Source organism: Aeromicrobium stalagmiti (assembly GCF_013283745.1).
Classification (GTDB): Bacteria; Actinomycetota; Actinomycetes; order Propionibacteriales; family Nocardioidaceae; genus Aeromicrobium; species Aeromicrobium stalagmiti.
Genome location: NZ_JABSTZ010000003.1, coordinates 1 through 17,346, shown reverse-complemented (window position 1 = coordinate 17,346; position 17,346 = coordinate 1). Strand labels below are relative to the sequence as shown.

Below are 17,346 nucleotides of genomic sequence, written 5' to 3'. Positions count from 1 at the left end.
GTGCACCCCGGACGGATCGTCGCAGCGCTCTCGCTGGTCGCCGGGTTGTCAGCCTGCAGCGACTCGATCGCGCAGACACAGCTCCCGAACGGTGTCTCGGTCCACCTCGACCAGTCACGCATCCAGCGTCAGGGACGGGAGGTGTTCCTCCGCGTCGAGAATGACACCCGGCACGACATCACGATCGAGCGGTTCGTCCTCACCTCTCCCCGTCTGGAGGACGTCGCCTGGAGCGGCGCGGAGGAGATCGGTTCGACGTACGAGACCGACCTGGAGTTCACCATGCCGGTCGGCCGCTGCGGCGCCGATATCGACGCCACGGTCCGGTTCACCTACCGCGTCGACGGCGGCGAGCTGCAGGAGTCGACGACGACGGCCGACGACCGCTATGGCAATGCGGCTGCCTTCGCCGACCGCGACTGTGCCGAGATCACCCTCGAGGACGCCGCGGACGTGGTCGTCGGCGAGCCGACCGTGTCCGGGACCGGCCGGGCTTCCGTCCTGCGCCTGCCCGTGACGATGACGCCGACCGGAGACCGGTCCGACGTGCGCTTCGGCGGGTTCGGCAGCACGGTCCTCTTCCGGCAGACGGCGGACTCCCCCGCTGACGTCGACGTCCCGCTCGGCCCGGGCGATCCACCTGCCCGCCTCGACATGCAGGTCGTCCCCGCACGGTGCGACCCCCACGCGCTCGCCGAGGACAAGGTCGGCCGGCTCTTCCCGGTCACGGTGCTGGCCGACGACGTCGGCACGGACGCGTCGTACTTCCTGCCGCTCACCCGTGACCAGAAGCTGGCGTTCTTCGACTTCTTCCGCAGCAGCTGCGGGCTGGAGTGAGCAGACGGCACTGACCCCGTGGTGGCCGTGACCACCGCGGGGCCCGTCAGTCGCCCTTGACGTTGACGATCTGCCGCAGCGTGTGCCGGACCTCCACGAGGTCGGCAGCGTCCTGCATGACCACGTCGATGTCCTTGTCGGCGCCGGGGATCTCGTCGACGAATGCCGCCGTGTCGCGGTACTCGATGTCCCCCATCGCGACCCGCAGGTCGTCCTGGGTGAACTCACGCCGAGCTGCCGCTCGGCTGAACTCCCGCCCGGCCCCGTGCGGGGACGAGTTGAGTGCCACCGGGTTGCCCTTCCCGACCACGACGTACGACCGTGTGCCCATCGACCCCGGAATGAGCCCCGGCGTCCCGAGCGAGGCGTCGATCGCGCCCTTGCGGGACAGCCAGACGTCCTTGCCGAAGTGCCTCTCCTGGGTCGTGTAGTTGTGGTGGCAGTTGATCTCCTCCAGCCGCTCGATCGAGTCAGCCCCCACCCACGCCGCGAAGCACGTCACGACCCGGTCCATCATCTCGGCCCGGTTGAGCAGCGCGAACTTCTGTGCCCACCGCAGCTCGCGGATGTAGGCCCAGAACTCGTCCGTGCCCTGCACCAGGTAGGCCAGGTCCTTGTCGGGGAGGTCGATCCACCACTTCGTGCAGAGGTCCTGCGCGACCCGGATGTGGTGCTGCGCGATCTTGTTGCCGACTCCCCGCGACCCGGAGTGCAGGAACAGCCACACCTGGTCGTCCTCGTCGAGGCTGACCTCGATGAAGTGGCAGCCCGAGCCGAGCGTGCCGAGCTGCAGCTGCCAGTTCGACGCGTACGACGCCGGGTCGAAGCCCGCCTTCCGGGCGTCGTCGGTGAGCTCGGCCAGACGCTCGGCCGTGTGGTCCCGGGTGACGTCGGCGTTGTAGTTGCCAGCCGACAGCGGGACCGCACGCTCGATCGCCTCGCGCAGGGCACGCCGGTCGGCCGGCAGGTCGGCCGCCGCGTACGGCGTCTTGACCGCGATCATGCCGCAGCCGATGTCGACGCCGACGGCGGCGGGGATGATCGCCTCGAGCGTCGGGATGACCGAGCCGACCGTCGCCCCCTTGCCCAGGTGGGCGTCGGGCATCAGCGCGAGGTGCGGATGGATGAACGGCATCGTGCTCGCCGCCAGCGCCTGGTCGCGAGCCTTCGCGTCCAGGATGGATGCCCAGCTGAACAACCGCTGGGTGATCTTCTCCATGATGTTCTCTCTCTGTGAGTGGTGGTTGACATGACAAGAGCCCCGACCGCAGGTGCGGTCGAGGCTCGGGTTCCGGAGCTGCTGGCGGGTCAGCCAGTACAGATTTCCGGGCAGGGCGCATCGACCGCAGGCCACTTCTGCTCGCGTCGCAGCGAGCATTCGGGCACGACGAAATAGCCGTTGGTCGATGAGGTGGTCATCATCTCGGCCTTCCTTCGTCGTCGTGGTGCGATGCGTCGCAGGACGTTACACCACGATCGCGGTTCCTGTCGAAGACCGGGCGCGGCCGACGTCAGCGGTCTCGCTTCTCCAAATAGGCCCGCAGGTGCTTCTCTCCCTGCCGCATGATCAGGTGGTGCCCGGCGACGAACACCGGCCGCAGCACCCAGCCGGTGACCTGCATCCACCGTCGATCAGTGGCGACCCGCCAGTCGATCGTCATGGCACATCCGCGGGGTCCGAGATCGGCGAACGTCACGTCGCCACTCCCCCGCAGGTCGCCCACCGAGGTGAACGTCAACGAGTCCGGACGCCGTGCCGTGAGGTCGGCGAGCGAGAACGTCAACGCATACCCGAAGGCGCTCGAGGCCCGCACCGTCATCGTGTCGCCGTCATAGGCCGTGACCTGCACCGACGGCCACCAGACCATCGGGTCGTCGGTCGCCAGCAGCTCGTCGAGCACGTCCCAGAGGTTCTCCCGCGACAACGGCACGGACCATCGCGAGACGAGCACGTAGTCCGAATTCATCATCGCTTCTCCGTGTCGCTACCAAGACCAGGGTGACCGCCGGGATTCAATGAAGTCGGCCCTACGCAGTATGAGTGCGTGGGGCCTCAAACGTCTTGCGGCGACCTCGAGCGTCGCAACCACCAGAGCCCCACGAACGGCAGCACCAGCGGGATGAAGCCGTAGCCCTGGCCGAAGTCGGACCACACCGTCTGGTCAGGGAACAGCCCCTGGTCGACGAGCGACAGCGCGCCGACCAGCAGCACGCCGACTAGCTCGATCGTGATCGTGACGAGGGCGAGGCGCGTGTGGTTGCGCGCCAGGGCGTACGTGGCGACGACGTAGACGATGCCGGCGAACGCCGAGAGCGCGTAGGGCACCACGGTGTCGGACTCGACCTTGGAGACGAGCTGGAAGATCGACCGCGCCGACGCGGCGAGTGCGAACACGGCGTACACGGCGACGAGCACCCGGCCGAAGCCGTGCGAGGTGTCGGAGCGATCAGGCATAGGTGCCCTTCCAGATGCCGAGGAGGCGGACCGAGAGTGCGCCCACCGTCAGCATCGCGATCACGACGACGCCGGTGCCCCATCGCGACTTCTCGGCGATGCCCCACAGGACTGCCGCGGGAGGGATGACGACCAGCGTCACGAGGTAGGAGACGAACAAGACTCCGTCGACGTCGCGCGTCGTGGAGCTGAGAGCGACCGACCCGCCGATCAGCAGGGCGATCAGCAGCAGCTCGAGCACCGCGATCGCGTAGAACAGCGGATTGCTGAAGTCCCGGCGGTGGTACGTGTGCCAGCCCGCGTAGGCCGCCACGCCGAGGGCCACGATCGCGATGCCATAGGCGACCAGATCAGTCACGCACTGCCTTTGCTCGATGCCTCCTCGTGCGAGGTGGCGTTGTCCAGGATGTCCGACACAGAGTCTTCCACGAAGCGCCGCCAGACCGACGGGCGGCGGAACATGAAGTGTCCCGCACCGGGGAGGGATTCCCACGTCGCACTCGCGGCAATCGGCCTGCTGCGCTCGACGTAGCTGCGGCTCCAGAAGGCGGACGTCCAGTTGTCGCGCGACCCGTGCAGCACCCGCAGGTGGCGGCCGGCGACGGCCCCGTTGGGCTCCCCCTCGGGCAGCCACGGCGCGAGGGCCACGACCCCGACGACACGCGGGTCGTCGGCGACCCGGCACGCGGTGCGTCCGCCCATCGAGTGACCCACGAGCACGACCGGCAGCCCGGGATGCTGTGCCGTGACCTGGTCGAGCGCCCAGCGCGCGTCGCGCACCGGAGCAGGGTCGTGCGAGCCGTTCCACCCGCGCATGCGGTACTGCAGCAGGGTCATCGACAGGTGACCGTCATCGGCGAAGCCCCGCAGCGAGCGCGCCATGGCCGCCATGCGCCACCAGCTGGCGTGCTTGTTGCGAACCGCTTCCTCGCTGTGCTCCTGGCCGCCGTGCAGCAGCAGCATGATCGCGCGCGGCTGCGCGGGATCGCTGAAGGAGTCGAGGCGGGGATCGGTCACGACACCGATGCTGACACGGCACCCCTGAGCCCGCACGACGAGTTGCTGAGGGTTTGGTCACGTCGGCCGCGGGCGGGCAGGGCGAAGCCTGATGGCCCAAGCGGCAGCGGTCAGCTGAAGGCGTTCTCCCCCGTCAGCGCCTGTCCGAGGATCAGCTGGTGCATCTCGACCGTGCCCTCGTAGGTCAGCACCGACTCGAGGTTGTTCATGTGCCGGATGACCGGATACTCCAACGAGATGCCGTTGGCGCCGAGGATCGTGCGGGACGTCCGGCAGATCTCGAGCGCCTCACGGACGTTGTTGAGCTTGCCGAAGCTGACCTGCTCGACCGTGAGCCCTCCGTCGTCCTTGCGGCGGCCCAGGTGCAGCGCCAGGAGCAGCCCCTTGTGCAGCTCGAGGCACATGTCGGCGAGCTTGGCCTGGGTCAGCTGGAAGCCACCGATCGGCCGGCCGAACTGCTCACGGGTGCGCGCATACTCCAGCGCCGCCTCGTACGACGACCGCGCCGCGCCCATCGATCCCCACACGATGCCGTAGCGGGCCTCGTTGAGGCACGACAGCGGCCCCTTCAGGCCGCGCACCTCGGGGAAGCGGGCGGAGTCGGGCAGGCGTACGCCCTCGAGGACGAGCTCGGCCGTGGCCGACGCGCGCAGCGACATCTTGTGCTTGATCTCGCGGGCGCTGAACCCAGGGGTGTCGGTCGGGACGGCGAAGCCCCGGATCCCCTCGTCCGTCTGGGCCCAGACGACGGCGACATCGGCGAACGTCCCGTTGGAGATCCACATCTTGGTGCCGTCGAGGACCCAGTCGGTGCCGTCACGGCGCGCGGTCGTCCGCATGTTGGCCGGGTCGGAGCCGTGATCGGGCTCGGTCAGGCCGAAGCAGCCGACGATCTCGCCCGTGCCCATGCCGGGCAGCCAGCGCTGCTTCTCCTCCTCCGACGCCCAGCGCCAGATGGCGTACATCGCCAGCGAGCCCTGCACCGAGACCATCGACCGGATGCCGGAGTCGCACGCCTCGAGCTCGACGCACGCGAGCCCGTACTCGACCGACGACATGCCCGGCAAGGTGTAGCCCTCGAGGTGCATGCCGAGCAGGCCGAGCTTGCCGAACTCGCGGAACAGCTCGCGCGGCGCGGGCGACCCGCCTGCCTCGAACCATTCAGCGATGTGGGGCTGCACCTGCTGGTCCAGCAGGGCGCGGACGCTGCTGCGCACGGCGATCTCGTCGGACGTCAGCACGTCGTCGAGCGAGAGCGGGTCGAGTCGGTCGAAGGCAGTCATGCGCTCACGGTATCCCTCGGGACGAATCGCCTACGATGAGATGGAGGACACGCCGGAAATTCTGGCGAGATCGACCCATCCCGACCGGAGGCTGCACCGAATGGCTCGTAGGAAGCTTCTCGGAAAGGAGAACACGGTGTCGCCATCAGCACAGCTGAGACTCGCAGATGCACCGGCGTACGCGTCGGACACTGCCGACCTCGGTGATCTCTTGACCCTGGTCGGTCGCGGTGACGAGAGGGCGTTCGCCGCCGTCTACGACGCCCTCGGCTCGTCGGTCTACGGACTGGCCCGCCGCGTGATCCGTGACCCCTCCCGCGCCGAGGAAGTGGCCCAGGAGGTCTTCATCCAGGTCTGGCAGTCCGCCGCACGCTTCGACGCGTCGCGTGGCAGCGCCAAGAGCTGGGTCCTGACCCTCGCCCACCGTCGCGCCGTCGATGCCGTCCGGCACGACCAGGCGGCGACGAACCGCGAGAACAAGTACGACTGGTCCAACGGCCCCGACTTCGACGAGGTCGAGGAGACCGTGACGATCAGCCTGGAGCACGAGCAGGTCAAGCGTTGTCTCGAAGGACTCACCGAGCTGCAGCGTGAAGCCGTCAACCTGGCCTACTACAAGGGCTACACCTACGCCGAGGTCGCCACCGCGCTCGGCGCCAACACCGCCACCGTCAAGACCCGCATGCGCGACGGCATCGTCCGTCTGCGCGACTGCATGGGAGTAGAAGCATGAGCATCGATCTGCACTCCCTCATGGCGCCCTATGCGCTCGACGCCCTTGAACGCGACGAGCGCACGCGCTTCGAGGCCCACCTCGACCAGTGCGTCGACTGCCAGGCCGAGCTGGCCGGGTTCATGGCCACGGCCGTGCGCCTCGGCGACGCGGTCAGCCACACGCCTCCCCCGGCGTTGCGCGACCGGCTGCTGTCAGAGATCACGCAGACCTCGCAGGAGCGTCCGGTGGTCACGGCCCTCGCCCAGCGCCGGAGCCTGCGCCGTACGCTCCCCCGGCTCGCGATGGCTGCTGCCTTCCTCGTCGGCGCTGTGGGTGTCGGCGGCTACGTCGTCGAGCACGAGAACGCCTCGGAGGCCCGCAACGACAAGGTGGCGATCTCCCAGGTCATCGGTGCCGATGACGTCGCGACGTCCGCCAAGAGCTTCACCGCGGGTGGGACGGTGCGCATGTACGCCTCGCCGAGCGCCGACGCGGCGGTCATCATCGCGCACGACATGCCCAGCCCGGGCAAGGGCAAGGTCTACCAGGTCTGGATGATCGACAAGTCCGGTCCGACCTCGCAGGGCACGTTCGTCGACGACGGCGAGATGATCATGAAGGGCGTGGCCGGCGCCGATCGCGTCGCCGTCACGGTCGAGCCCCAGGGCGGCTCCAAGCAGCCCACCTCGGCGCCGGTCGCGACGATCCCCGTCTGACCTGCGACCACGGCACCGTCACCGCGGTGGGATCATGACGACGTGACTTCACCACTCGTCCTGATCTCCGCCGCGATGGCGGTGCCGTCGGCGTTCTACCGCCCGCTGGTCGCGGCGTTCGAGGACCGTGGCTGGGAGGCGCAGGCGCTCCCGACGCGCGGGTTCGAGCGCGGGGAGCCGGTCGCCTCCCGGCAGCACGACTGGAGCTATGCCGACGAGATCCAGCAGATCGCCGACGCCGTGGCGAAGGCGCGTGCCGATCGTCCGGAGCGTCCGGTGATCGTCCTCGGGCACAGCCTCGGTGCCCAGCTCGGTGCAGGCCACGAGCTCAACCACCCGCCGAGTGACGGGTTCGTCACGGTCGGCGCCGGCATCCCCCACTTCCGCAACTATCCCTACGGCGGAGCGCCGCTGCTGGCGATCAGCGTCATGATCCCCGTCGTGACCCGGGTGCGGGGCTACCTGCCCAAGCCCTTCTTCGGTGCTCCGGGCGCCCGCACGCTGATGCGCGAGTGGGCGGGCTTCCTGCGCACCGGACGTCCCCCGTTCCGGGCCGAGGGCACGATCGGCACGCCGTCGCTGGTCGTGCAGCTGCAGGGCGACGCGCTGGCCGTCTCCAAGGCCAACAAGGCGTTTGCCGACCAGCTGCTCGACCAGACGGTGACGACCCGGTGGGTCTACACCAAGGACGCGGTGCCCGAGGGCGGCACGACCGACCACGTCCACTGGGCGCGGACGCCGGACCCCGTCGTCGACCGCATCGTCGACTGGTGGTCCACCCTCCCCCGCTGACGAGACCCTTCCCGCCCCTTCGCGAGACCTCTGCGGTCCCTTCGCGAGAGGGTTGCCGCCCTCTTAGGGGCGGAAACCCTCTCCTCGAGGGGCGGGAACGCTCTCGTCAGCGCTCGGCGAAGGCTTCGACCGGGGGGCAGGAGCAGGCGAGGTGACGGTCGCCGTACGCCTGGTCGATGCGGCCGACCGGCGGCCAGTACTTGTCGTCGACCGATCCGGCCGGGAAGGCTCCCGTGCCGATGTCGTAGGCGTGCTGCCAGTCGAGCAGCGTCCGCATGGTGTGCGGCGCGTGGACGAGCGGGTTGTCGCCGTCCGGCCACTGACCGGCGATGACCTGGTCGATCTCGGAGCGGATCGCCAGCATCGCGTCGCAGAAGCGGTCGAGCTCGGCGAGGTCCTCGGACTCCGTCGGCTCGACCATGAGCGTGCCGGGCACCGGGAAGCTCATCGTCGGAGCGTGGAACCCGTAGTCGATGAGTCGCTTGGCGACGTCGTCGATGCTGAGGCCCGCCGCCTTCGTGAGCGGCCGCAGGTCCAGGATGCACTCGTGCGCGACCAGGTCGCTGTCGCCGGTGTAGAGCACCGGGAACGCGCTCTCGAGGCGCTTGGCGATGTAGTTGGCCGACAGCACCGCGACCGAGGTTGCATCGGTGAGGCCCTCGGCGCCCATCATGGCGACGTACGCGAACGGGATCGGCAGGATGCCCGCTGACCCGTAGGGAGCCGCGCTGATGGCGCCGACACCCTCGCGCTTGCTCTCGACCGGGTGCAGCGGGTGCGTGGGCAGGAACGGCACCAAGTGCTCGGCCACCGCGACCGGCCCGACGCCGGGGCCGCCGCCACCGTGCGGGATGCAGAAGGTCTTGTGCAGGTTGAGGTGCGACACGTCGCCGCCGAACACGCCGGGCTGGGCGTGGCCCAGCAGCGCGTTGAGGTTGGCGCCGTCGACGTAGACCTGGCCGCCGTGCTCGTGGACGATGTCGCACAGCTCGGTGATGCCGTGCTCGTAGACGCCGTGCGTCGACGGGTAGGTCACCATGATCGCGGCGAGGTCGTCGGAGTGCTTGTCGCACTGGGCGCGCAGGTCGTCGAGGTCGACCTCACCCTGGTCGGTCGACTTGACCAGCACGACCCGCATGCCGGCCATCACGGCCGACGCGGCGTTGGTGCCGTGCGCCGAGCTCGGGATCAGGCACACCGTGCGGTGGTCGTCGCCGCGGCTCAGGTGGTAGGCGCGGATCGCCAGCAGGCCGGCGAACTCGCCCTGCGAGCCGGCGTTGGGCTGGATCGAGACCCCGGCGTAGCCGGTGACCTCCGCGAGCCAGGCCTCGAGCGTCTCGACCAGCTCGATCATGCCTGCGGCGTCCTCGGCCGGCACGAAGGGGTGCAGGTCGGCGAAGCCCGGCCAGCTGATCGGCTCCATCTCGGCGGTCGCGTTGAGCTTCATGGTGCACGAGCCGAGCGGGATCATGCCGCGGTCGAGCGCGTAGTCGCGGTCGCTGAGCTTCTTGAGGTAGCGCAGCATCTGGGTCTCGCTGTGGTGCTCGTGGAACACCGGGTGGGTCAGGATGTCGTCGGTGCGCAGCAGCTCGGACGGCAGCGAGTCCGGCGCCTCGGTGACCCCGGCGACGCCGAACGCGTTCCAGACCGCGTCAAGGTGGTCACGCGTCGTCGACTCGTTGGTCGTGACGCCGACGTGGTCGGCGTCGACGAGTCGCAGGTGGATGCCGGCCTCGCGAGCCTTCGCGACGATGCCAGCGGCCGAGCCGGGCACCGACGCGATCACGGTGTCGAAGAACTCGCCGGTCGCGACCTCGACTCCCCCGTCACGCAGACCGGCGGCCAGCAGCCGTGCCGACCCGTTGACCTCCGTCGCGATCTGACGCAGCCCATCGGGACCGTGGTAGACCGCGTACATCGACGCAGCCACGGCCAGCAGCACCTGTGCGGTGCAGATGTTGGACGTCGCCTTCTCGCGGCGGATGTGCTGCTCACGGGTCTGCAGCGCGAGCCGGTAGGCCGGACGTCCCGCGCTGTCGACCGAGACACCGACGAGGCGGCCCGGGAGGTGACGCTCCAAGCCCTGACGCACGGCCATGAAGCCGGCGTGGGGTCCGCCGTAGAACATCGGGACACCGAACCGCTGGCTGGAGCCCACCACGACGTCCGCGCCGAGCGAGCCGGGAGACGACAGGAGCACCAGCGCCAGCGGGTCGGCCACGACGACCGCGAGCCCGCCGTTCGCGTGCGCTGCCTCGATCGCCGGACGCGGGTCGACGATGCGACCGTCGGCTCGCGGGTAGGCGATGATCGTGCCGGCCGCCTCGACCTGCGGGACGCCGTCGGCGAGGTCGAGCTCGAGCAGCTCGATGCCCAGCGCCTCGGCGCGGGTGTGCGTGACCGCGAGGGTCTGCGGCAGCAGGCCGGCGTCGATGATGATGGGCAGCTCGTCCTTGCCCTTGGTCGCGCGGCGGATCAGGGTCATGGCCTCGGCCACCGCGGTGCCCTCGTCGAGCAGGGACGAGTTCGCCGTGGGCAGGCCCGTGAGGTCGGAGATCAGGGTCTGGAAGTTGATCAGCGCCTCGAGCCGTCCCTGCGAGATCTCCGGCTGGTAGGGCGTGTAGGCGGTGTACCAGGACGGGTCCTCGAGCACGTTGCGGCGGATCACGGCCGGCGTCACGGTCGGGTGGTAGCCGAGACCGATCATCGCGACGCCCGGCTTGTTGCGGTCGGCGAGCGCACGCAGGGTGGCCAGCGCCTCGGTCTCGCTCTGCGCAGGCGGCAGGTTCAGCGCCGAGGTGCTGCGGATGCCGGACGGCACGGCCGCCTGCATCAGCGCGTCGAGCGAGTCGTAGCCGACCCGGCGGACCATCGCCTCCTGGTCGGACGGCGTGGGACCGATGTGGCGGCTGGCGAAGACGTGGACTGCGCTGTCGAGAGGCACTGGGGAGCTCCGAGGGTAGAGGCGTGGTCGAACGACGCCTCCCCTTCTGTCACCCCCACCGGTCGACGGCGGACTGCTTCAGAATTGCCTCGGTCGCGTGGTCCTTGGTGCCTGAGAGGTTCCGGGGAGGAATTGCCCCTTCGGCGTCGCCTGGGCGAACTCTCCCACGCGCGATCGACAGCGTGGCCAGCCTACCAAGGCCTGCCCGTGATGGGCGCCTCGATCAGGTGATGTCGCGCACTGAGGTGCTGCGCGGTGCCTCGACTAGCTGGAGAGGCGGGCGCGGCGGCGGGCCGCGAGCTCGTCGTCGGCGACGGGCTCCTCGATCGCACGCTCGCTGGGCAGCGTGTGGAGCGAGCCCTCGATCTCCTTCCAGACACCGCCGATGGCGATGCCGAAGACGCCCTGGCCGCCCTGCAGGAGGTCGATGACCTCGTCGGCGGAGCGGCACTCGTAGACGCTGGCGCCGTCGCTCATCAGGGTCACCTGGGTCAGGTCGTCGGTGCCGCGCACGCGCAGGTGGTCGATCGCGATGCGGATCTGCTGCAGCGAGACGCCGGCGTCGAGCAGTCGCTTGATGATCTTGAGGAGCAGGATGTCCTTGAACGAGTAGAGGCGCTGCGTGCCCGAGCCGGTCGCGGAGCGGACCGTCGGCTCGACCAGCCCGGTGCGGGCCCAGTAGTCGAGCTGGCGATAGGTGATGCCGGCCGCGTTGCACGCGGTGGGGCCGCGAAAGCCCGCGTCCTGCGGCAGCGGGGAGACGTCGTCGTTGAACAACAGACCCTGGTCGCTGGCCTCGGCTGCGGCATCAGTCGTGGCGGTGGCGTCGTTGTCCTGTGACTCGATCATCCGGGGGCCTTCCAAAGCTGGTATGGGGGAAGACTACCGCCACGGAACTACATCCGTGTACCTTCGGCAGCACTCTCAAGGTAGGGGTGAGAGTTTGTCCGGTCAACGACCGAGCGTGCGAGTCGGCGTGTCGTTTTCTCAACCCTCACTCGAAGGTTGAGAGTTGAGCGCTCCTACGCCTCGAAATCCTCGGGGGCGACGTCGTCGAGGAACTCACGGAACTTCTCGACCTCGGCGTCCTCGTCGGTCGTGGACGCGATGCCGGCCTCGTCGAGAACGTCCTCGGTGCACACGATCCGTGCCCCGGCCCGCAGGGCCAGCGCGATCGAGTCGGACGGACGCGCCTCGACCTCGGCCCCTGACACGAACACCAGCCGCGCGAAGAAGACACCGTCGTGGACGTCGAGGATGCGCACCTCGTCGAGCTCGTCGCCGAGCGCCTCGACCATGTGCTGCATGAGCTCGTGGGTCAGGGGTCGCGCCGTCTCGGTGCCCTGCTGCGCATAGGCGATGGCGGACGCCTCGACCGCACCGATCCAGATCGGCAGGTAGCGGCTGCCCTCGGTCTCGCGCAGGAGCACCAGCGGCTGGTTGGTCGGCATCTCGACGCGGACGCCCACGACCTCGACCTCGCGCATCAGGTCAGCCGCGCAGTCTGCTTCTGACGAGCACGGTCTGCAGGCGGATGGAGAGCGCAGCGAGTGCGGCGATCGTCCGCTCGGCTGCCTCCTTGTCGAGCTGGCGCGACCTCGGCGACACGACCTGGTCGAACAGGGCGACCTCGCGGTCGGCGGCGGCGCTGAACATCCTCAGGTGGCGAGGCTCGAGCCCGAGCTCGGCGAACTCCCCGGCGAGCGCGGCGACCTGCAGGGCGGCGCCGTCGTAGTAGGTCTGGGAGGGACGACGCGAGATCAGCCCGAACTCCTCGATCGCGTCGAGCGTCGCGTCGTCGATGCCGGCCGACTCGAGCAGCTCGGCCCGCGAGAAGCGGACCGTGCTGGAACCGTCGAGGAACGACTGCTCGTCAGGAAGTCCGTCCTCGGCCAGGCTCAGGTGCGGCACCCGCGCCGTCGCCCCCTGCTCGGTGTCGGGCACGACACCACGGTCCATCTCGTCGAGGACCTGGCGGATGTGACCGAGCGGCCAGAACTTGTCGCGCTGCTGACGCAGGATGAAGCGCAGTCGCTCGACGTCGTGGAACGAGAACTTGCGGTAGCCCGACGGCGTGCGCTCGGGCTCGAGCAACCCCTCGGACTCCAGGTAGCGGATCTTGGTGATCGTCAGGTCCGGGAACTCCGGCAGCAGCTCGTCGAGCACCTTGCCGATCCCGAGCCGCGACAGCTCCGGAAGGGGCTCGGTCACGCCAGGCCCTTCGGCGCGCCGGAGAAGTAGATCAGCCGGTACTTGCCGATCTGGACCTCGTCGCCGCCAGAGAGCGAGATCTCGCTGTCGATGCGGTCGCGGTTGACGTAGCTGCCGTTGAGGCTGCCGAGGTCGGCGATCGCATAGCCACCGGCGCTGCGCGTGAAGGTCGCGTGCCGCCTCGAGACGCTGATGTCGTCGAGGAAGATGTCGCTGTCGGGATGACGCCCCACCGTGACGACGTCGCTGTCGAGCAGGAAGCGGGCGCCCGAGTCAGGTCCGCGCTGCACCAGGAGCATCGCGCTGCCGGCCGGGAGGTTCTCGACGGCCGACACGTCGGACGCGGACATCTCCTCGGTGTCGGCATCGAGGATCGGGATGTGCGTCGTGTGATCGCTGACGGGCTCCGGCGCGGGCGCAACGGCGGTGTCGTCGGGCTCGTGGTCCGGCGTTGACATCGTCATCTCTCCTGTGGGTTCGACCTAGAGTGCGGGTGGAGACTTCCGAGTCCAACGTAGCACCCGGCGCGTGGCGCCACGCGGGACTTCACGCGGGTGGATCAGTCGGTCGTGAGAGCCGCGTAGGCCTCGGCCTCGAGCAGCGCTGCTGTGGGGTCGTCCTCGGCCGAGCGGACCTTGATGAGCCACCCCTCGCCGTACGGATCGGAGTTGATGACCTCGGCTCCGCCGTCGAGGGCGTCGTTGCGGGCCACGACCTCGCCGGTCAGGGGCGAGTAGATCTCGCTGACGGACTTGGTCGACTCGAGCTCACCGATGACCGAGCCCGACTCGACGCGGTCGCCGACCGCCGGCAGCTCGACATAGACGATGTCTCCGAGCTGGTCCTGAGCGAAGTCGGTGATGCCGATCGTCGCGATGTCCTCGTCCAGTCGCACCCACTCGTGCTCTTCGCTGTAAAAGAGGTCCTCAGGAATCACCGTGTAGCTCCTTGCCGGGTCAGGATGTGGGTCGAGCGTACTCTGGGCTCTTGACGTCGGCCAACGCGGTGATCGTGATCTTGTCCTTCTTTGTCACGATGACGGATGCGCCGCGATTCTCGAGGCTGTCGACGAGTCCGCCGGGGAAGCGTACCGCCTCCGCCAGGCCGGACGCGTCGCCGATCACCTCGATCCGGTACGGCCTCTTGATCTCCCGGCCACCGACCCGGATCTGGTCGGCGTCGTCGAGGAAGTAGGTCTGCGCGACGACGCGCGCGACGCCGTTGATAGCGATCACCTCGGCACCTGCGTCGCGCAGCTCCTCCACGGCGTCGAGGATCGCGGCGGCGTCGATCTGCTGGTTGGGGTCCTGGACGACGACCTCGATCCCGGGGCCGGAGGCGCCGACGCTGCCGGCGAGGATCGCGAGCTGCTCGGCGCGCTGCTTGGCCTGCTTCTGGGCCTTCTGGCTGCGTTGGGTGCTGCTCAGCAGCCCGTTGCGGGTGTCGGTGAGGTCGTCGATCTGTCCGTTGAGCCGCTCGTTGGCCGAGTCGAGCGACTTCAGCAGCTCGACGAGGTCGTCGCCACGGACGCCGGAGTAGTCGTCGGTGTCGTCGTCGCGGACCTGCACCGTGATGGCGAAGGCCAGCCCGCCGATGAGGGCCGCCACCACCAGCTGGGAGACGCTGACCTTGAACGGTGACCGCTTCGGACGGTCGTCGGTCCGGGGCTCAGGCATGGAAGATCCGGCGACGGATGGCGGCGGCGTTGGCGAAGATGCGGATGCCCAGGACCACGACGACGCCGGTGGAGAGCTGCGACCCGACGCCGAGCTGGTCGCCGAGATAGACCATGAAGGCGGCGATCACGACGTTGGAGATGAACGACACCACGAAGACGCGGTCGTCGAACCGCCGCTCCCCCAGGGCGCGCAATGCTCCCACGACCGCGTCGAGCGCAGCCACGATCGCGATCGGGAGGTATGGCTGCAGGTCGGTGGGAACGGTCGGCTGGAACACCAGTCCGGCGATGACACCGATCGCGAGCCCGATGACCGGGATCATTCTTCCCCCTTGATGGCTGTCGCGTGTCGGATCGTGAGCCGCGCGTCCGGCACGGCACCCAGCGTCAGGTCGGATGATCCTGCCACGGTGAACGCCACTCCCGCATCCTGCTGCCTCGCAGCCCAGTAGAGGCCGGCGGGGTTCTCCTCGAACCGATCGGCCAACGTGTCCTGGTCGCCGATCGCCTCGACGACGTAGGGCGGCGCGACGCCCCGGTAGTTGACCTTGATGACACCCTCCGCGAACCGGATCGCCGACAGCGACCCGACCCGGTTGCCGTTGACCGACACGGCCTCGGCCCCGGCGTACCAGAGCCCGTTGACCAGGATCCGCAGGTCGCGGTCGCGGATCTGGCCCAGGACGTCGCCCGACGCGCTCGGGCTCACCCGGACGGTGACGCCGGGTCCGGCGGCACCGACGTCGGAGCTGAGCAGCCGAAGCTCCTGGAAGGCGGGGTCGAAGCTGTCGACCTGGCTCTGCAGGTCCTGCACCTGGGTGCGCAGCTGGGCCGCCGAGGCCTCACGGCTGGCCAGGAGGGACTTGCGGGAGTCGACGTCGTTGATGAGCGTCTCGCGCTCGCGCTCGGTCGCCGGCCGGTCGGACCGGGTCTGGATCGCGGCGACCGCGACCAGCAGGGCGAATACCCCGAGGACCAGACCTGTCAGCACCGTGTTGAACTCGCGACGCTGGTCGCCGGGCCCGCTGCGGACGACGTAGTAGTCGTCGTCGAGCGCGGTGTCGGCGATCTGCTCGAGCAGGCCCTCGGCCTGGCTCGCGGTGTCCGACTCGGCCATCGTCAGCTCCGGACGACGCGCTCGGTGGTGGTCAGCAGCCGCCTGACCTGGAACGCGTAGAGGATGCCGCCCCACCAGTAGAGCGCCACGCCCCACACCGTGAAGGCCCAGCCGAACACGTTGGCGAGGTCGGCCACCGTGCCGGTCGAGTCGCCGAGCAGGAGCAGCGGGAAGGCGTAGAGCAGGCTGGCCGTGGCGGCCTTGCCGAGGAAGTGGACGGGCAACGAGCTGTAGCCCCGGGTGCGCAGGAACGGCACCAGGCTGAACAGGAAGACGTCGCGCAGCGGCAGGATCACGGCCAGCCACCACGGGATGATGTCGCGGAAGCTGAGCCCGATCACGACCGCGAGGATGTAGAACCGGTCGGCGACGGGGTCGAGGATCGCACCGATCTTGGACGCCTGGTTGAACTTGCGCGCGAGCTTGCCGTCGAGATAGTCGGTGATGCCGGAGATCATCAGCACCAGCAGGGCCAGGCCGTCGCGCTCGGGCCCCAGCACGAGCCACAGGAACACCGGCACCAGCAGCAGGCGCACGAAGCTCAGCAGGTTGGGGATGGTGAGGATGCGGTCGTTCACGGTGACCGCCTCCTCACGTCGTCCCAGGTCCGGAATGTCCACAGACAGACTAGGACATGGGTCCCGGACCGCACGTCCCGGACACGGGTCCGGTGACCACGGGTTGGGCACCGCCGTTGCGCACGGGAACAGTGCTGACAGACTGGGCGTTGAACCCATACGACTCAACTACAGGGCACGAGGTGCCCTCGTCCCGAGGAGGAACGTGGCTGTCTACACACTTCCGGACCTGCCGTACGACTACGGCGCTCTGGATCCGCACATTTCGGGCAAGATCATGGAGCTTCACCACTCGAAGCACCACGCTGCCTACGTCGCCGGCATCAACCAGGCCCTCGAGCAGCTCGAGGAGGCGCGCGAGAAGGAGGCCTTCGGCAACATCAACCTGCTGGAGAAGAACCTCGCCTTCCACCTCGGTGGTCACATCAACCACTCGATCTTCTGGAAGAACCTCTCGCCGGAGGGTGGCGACAAGCCGACCGGTGAGCTCGCCGCGGCGATCGACCAGGACTTCGGCTCGTTCGACGGCTTCCGGGCCCAGTTCGAGGCCACGGCGCTCGGTCTGCAGGGCTCCGGCTGGGCGATCCTCGCCTGGGACTCCCTGGGCAAGAAGCTCGTCATCGTGCAGCTGTTCGACCAGCAGAACAACATCCCGGCGACGCTGATCCCGATCACGCAGCTCGACATGTGGGAGCACGCGTTCTACCTCGACTACCTCAACGTCAAGGGCGACTACGTCAAGGCGTGGTGGAACATCGCCAACTGGGCCGACGCCCAGGAGCGCTTCACCGCAGCAACCTCCGGCGGCCAGATCATCTTCTGATCAGGTCACCATCGAACGGCGGGTCCCCTCGGGGGCCCGCCGTTCGTCGTTCCTAGGTGTGATGTCCAGGGAGGTTGTCCCGTTTTGCGGGGCGAGTCGATCTGACGGGTGAAGGCCTCCTGTTGTGGAGTGGAGCTATCTAGGAACCGCTTCACGACCAGGAGGCCTTCATGTCCCACG

Annotated in this window: 21 protein-coding genes and 1 riboswitch; of the genes, 5 read left to right on the top strand and 16 right to left on the bottom strand. The window is 68.8% G+C overall.

Annotated elements, in window-relative coordinates; translation table 11 throughout:
• Positions 1-837, top strand: a complete 837-nt coding sequence (locus tag HQK15_RS12460; protein ID WP_173491821.1) for a hypothetical protein — start codon at positions 1-3, stop codon at positions 835-837.
• Positions 838-883: 46 nt separating this feature from the next.
• Here the strand turns inward: HQK15_RS12460 and HQK15_RS12455 are convergent, their stop codons facing one another.
• The 6 genes from HQK15_RS12455 to HQK15_RS12430 all read right to left on the bottom strand — a co-directional run bounded on the left by HQK15_RS12455 (position 884) and on the right by HQK15_RS12430 (position 5,592).
• On the bottom strand, positions 884-2,056 hold the full coding sequence (locus tag HQK15_RS12455; protein ID WP_173491820.1) for an RtcB family protein: 1,173 nt from the start codon (positions 2,054-2,056) through the stop codon (positions 884-886).
• A gap of 292 nt (positions 2,057-2,348) precedes the next feature.
• Complete coding sequence (locus tag HQK15_RS12450) at positions 2,349-2,804, bottom strand: SRPBCC family protein (RefSeq protein ID WP_173491819.1); 456 nt, start codon at positions 2,802-2,804, stop codon at positions 2,349-2,351.
• 86 nt (positions 2,805-2,890) lie between these two features.
• Positions 2,891-3,292, bottom strand: a complete 402-nt coding sequence (locus HQK15_RS12445) for a hypothetical protein (protein ID WP_173491818.1) — start codon at positions 3,290-3,292, stop codon at positions 2,891-2,893.
• Positions 3,285-3,650, bottom strand: coding sequence for a hypothetical protein (locus tag HQK15_RS12440; protein WP_173491817.1), 366 nt, complete (start codon positions 3,648-3,650; stop codon positions 3,285-3,287). The genes HQK15_RS12445 and HQK15_RS12440 overlap by 8 nt, the downstream gene beginning before the upstream one ends.
• Positions 3,647-4,309 carry an alpha/beta fold hydrolase gene (locus tag HQK15_RS12435; protein ID WP_217361658.1) on the bottom strand — a complete coding sequence of 221 codons (663 nt, stop codon included), beginning with the start codon at positions 4,307-4,309 and terminating at the stop codon, positions 3,647-3,649. The genes HQK15_RS12440 and HQK15_RS12435 overlap by 4 nt, the downstream gene beginning before the upstream one ends.
• A gap of 110 nt (positions 4,310-4,419) precedes the next feature.
• Positions 4,420-5,592 (bottom strand): acyl-CoA dehydrogenase family protein, encoded by a 1,173-nt coding sequence (locus HQK15_RS12430; RefSeq protein ID WP_173491816.1) that lies wholly within the window; start codon positions 5,590-5,592, stop codon positions 4,420-4,422.
• A 136-nt stretch (positions 5,593-5,728) separates the two neighbouring features.
• Here HQK15_RS12430 and sigK point away from each other — a divergent pair, with 136 nt between their 5' ends.
• The 3 genes from sigK to HQK15_RS12415 are packed head-to-tail and all read left to right on the top strand — an operon-like array spanning position 5,729 to position 7,815.
• On the top strand, positions 5,729-6,325 hold the full coding sequence (gene sigK / locus HQK15_RS12425) for an ECF RNA polymerase sigma factor SigK (RefSeq protein ID WP_367649160.1): 597 nt from the start codon (positions 5,729-5,731) through the stop codon (positions 6,323-6,325).
• Positions 6,322-7,023, top strand: a complete 702-nt coding sequence (locus HQK15_RS12420; protein WP_173492217.1) for an anti-sigma factor — start codon at positions 6,322-6,324, stop codon at positions 7,021-7,023. Before sigK ends, HQK15_RS12420 begins: the two co-directional genes overlap by 4 nt.
• Before the next feature lie 42 nt (positions 7,024-7,065).
• Positions 7,066-7,815: a serine aminopeptidase domain-containing protein gene (locus HQK15_RS12415; protein WP_173491814.1), complete on the top strand. Its 750-nt coding sequence runs from the start codon at positions 7,066-7,068 to the stop codon at positions 7,813-7,815.
• A gap of 106 nt (positions 7,816-7,921) precedes the next feature.
• On the opposite strand, the gene gcvP is transcribed toward HQK15_RS12415, so the two are convergent.
• The 10 genes from gcvP to clsA all read right to left on the bottom strand — a co-directional run bounded on the left by gcvP (position 7,922) and on the right by clsA (position 16,343).
• The gene (gene gcvP, locus HQK15_RS12410; RefSeq protein WP_173491813.1) at positions 7,922-10,759 is read right to left on the bottom strand and encodes an aminomethyl-transferring glycine dehydrogenase; all 2,838 of its coding nucleotides are present in this window, start codon (positions 10,757-10,759) and stop codon (positions 7,922-7,924) included.
• A gap of 88 nt (positions 10,760-10,847) precedes the next feature.
• A riboswitch (glycine riboswitch) is annotated at positions 10,848-10,936 on the bottom strand.
• Positions 10,937-11,023: 87 nt separating this feature from the next.
• On the bottom strand, positions 11,024-11,608 hold the full coding sequence (locus HQK15_RS12405) for a MerR family transcriptional regulator (protein ID WP_173491812.1): 585 nt from the start codon (positions 11,606-11,608) through the stop codon (positions 11,024-11,026).
• A 173-nt stretch (positions 11,609-11,781) separates the two neighbouring features.
• Entirely contained in the window at positions 11,782-12,246 is a 465-nt protein-coding gene (locus HQK15_RS12400; protein WP_173491811.1) for a bifunctional nuclease family protein, read from the bottom strand.
• 4 nt (positions 12,247-12,250) lie between these two features.
• Positions 12,251-12,970 carry a transcriptional regulator FtsR gene (ftsR, locus tag HQK15_RS12395; RefSeq protein WP_173491810.1) on the bottom strand — a complete coding sequence of 240 codons (720 nt, stop codon included), beginning with the start codon at positions 12,968-12,970 and terminating at the stop codon, positions 12,251-12,253.
• Positions 12,967-13,428 carry an FHA domain-containing protein gene (locus HQK15_RS12390; RefSeq protein WP_302477618.1) on the bottom strand — a complete coding sequence of 154 codons (462 nt, stop codon included), beginning with the start codon at positions 13,426-13,428 and terminating at the stop codon, positions 12,967-12,969. Before HQK15_RS12390 ends, ftsR begins: the two co-directional genes overlap by 4 nt.
• A 101-nt stretch (positions 13,429-13,529) precedes the next feature.
• Positions 13,530-13,907 (bottom strand): glycine cleavage system protein GcvH, encoded by a 378-nt coding sequence (gcvH, locus tag HQK15_RS12385; protein ID WP_173491808.1) that lies wholly within the window; start codon positions 13,905-13,907, stop codon positions 13,530-13,532.
• A gap of 19 nt (positions 13,908-13,926) precedes the next feature.
• Entirely contained in the window at positions 13,927-14,646 is a 720-nt protein-coding gene (locus HQK15_RS12380; protein WP_173491807.1) for a DUF881 domain-containing protein, read from the bottom strand.
• The gene (locus HQK15_RS12375; RefSeq protein WP_173491806.1) at positions 14,639-14,971 is read right to left on the bottom strand and encodes a small basic family protein; all 333 of its coding nucleotides are present in this window, start codon (positions 14,969-14,971) and stop codon (positions 14,639-14,641) included. Before HQK15_RS12375 ends, HQK15_RS12380 begins: the two co-directional genes overlap by 8 nt.
• Positions 14,968-15,765, bottom strand: a complete 798-nt coding sequence (locus tag HQK15_RS12370; protein ID WP_173491805.1) for a DUF881 domain-containing protein — start codon at positions 15,763-15,765, stop codon at positions 14,968-14,970. Before HQK15_RS12370 ends, HQK15_RS12375 begins: the two co-directional genes overlap by 4 nt.
• Positions 15,766-15,767: 2 nt before the next feature.
• Positions 15,768-16,343, bottom strand: a complete 576-nt coding sequence (gene clsA, locus HQK15_RS12365) for a cardiolipin synthase ClsA (RefSeq protein ID WP_173491803.1) — start codon at positions 16,341-16,343, stop codon at positions 15,768-15,770.
• A gap of 205 nt (positions 16,344-16,548) precedes the next feature.
• Here clsA and HQK15_RS12360 point away from each other — a divergent pair, with 205 nt between their 5' ends.
• Positions 16,549-17,166, top strand: coding sequence for a superoxide dismutase (locus tag HQK15_RS12360; protein WP_367649159.1), 618 nt, complete (start codon positions 16,549-16,551; stop codon positions 17,164-17,166).
• The last annotated feature ends 180 nt before the right edge of the window (positions 17,167-17,346 follow it).